This window comes from Bacillus sp. P4_D3, assembly GCF_056401855.1.
In genome coordinates, this window is record NZ_JBFUIN010000990.1 from 1 (window position 1) to 983 (window position 983).

Genomic DNA, 983 nt, shown 5'->3' on the forward strand with positions numbered 1-983 from the left:
ATCTCGTTGCAACGTCATAATATTATGTAAGACTAGAATTTCTTTTACTTTGGAACGTTCTCTATCATAACTAAGTTCAGAAATATTCCAATTACGTAAACGTTTTTTAATCATCTTATATAAAGATTTTATAAATTCATCTTTTTTCATCGACTTCGCATTTTTAACAATACTCTGAATCGGATGAGAAGCATTAAGTAAATATCCAATCAGATGATACAACTCACGATTTTCAAACCATTCACTCAATTGGTAATATAAAATTTGGATTTCAGACCAAATTGCCTCTACTACTTCATATCGCATTTCCCCTTGTTCAGTACGGCGCTCTATCTCATCGTGGAATGCATGAAACGTACGATAGGAAGTATCCATATCAATTGTTTGAGCAAAATTATCAACTACTAATTCAAACAACCATTCAATATGATTTTCATATTTTCCTTGTGTTGACTGTAAAAAATACCAAAAGTTTGGATTTTGCAAATGGGTTTCTATTGCATCCCATTGAGTTGCCAATTCTACTTGTTTCATTTTTAAATACTTATGCTGCGTTATGTCTGGACCTAAATTATTTTTGCTCAGAAATAAAGCTTTAATTAATTCTGCATTTGTTAACGGAATTTTCCCGATATTAATTCGCGTGAATAAATTAATAGGATCATAGCCTTTATCAAGTTCATACCAAAGTACCTTTACTTGATCGGTCAAACGCTGCCAAATATAAAGTGGTGCATTCTTGTCCTCATGTCGCTGAAACCAATTACCAATTGTTTCATATGCATTATACATATGATAAAAATCTATATTTTCGTTCCGCTTTACATCTCCAGCTTTTATATTCGCAATATATCTTTCACTTTCTGGCCTTGTTTCATATAACATCGTATACCCTGTTTCGTCATAATAAGGAATAAGAGATTGAATATATTTCACGATTAATAACACTGTCGTTAAACGTTGCTGCCCATCAATAACTTCTA

Annotated in this window: 1 protein-coding gene; it reads right to left on the reverse strand. The window is 31.8% G+C overall.

The genetic code is table 11. The annotated features are described in order from the left end of the window. Positions 1–983: GmrSD restriction endonuclease domain-containing protein (locus AC1DTM_RS28585; protein WP_477001502.1), on the reverse strand; the 983-nt coding region annotated here is incomplete at both ends.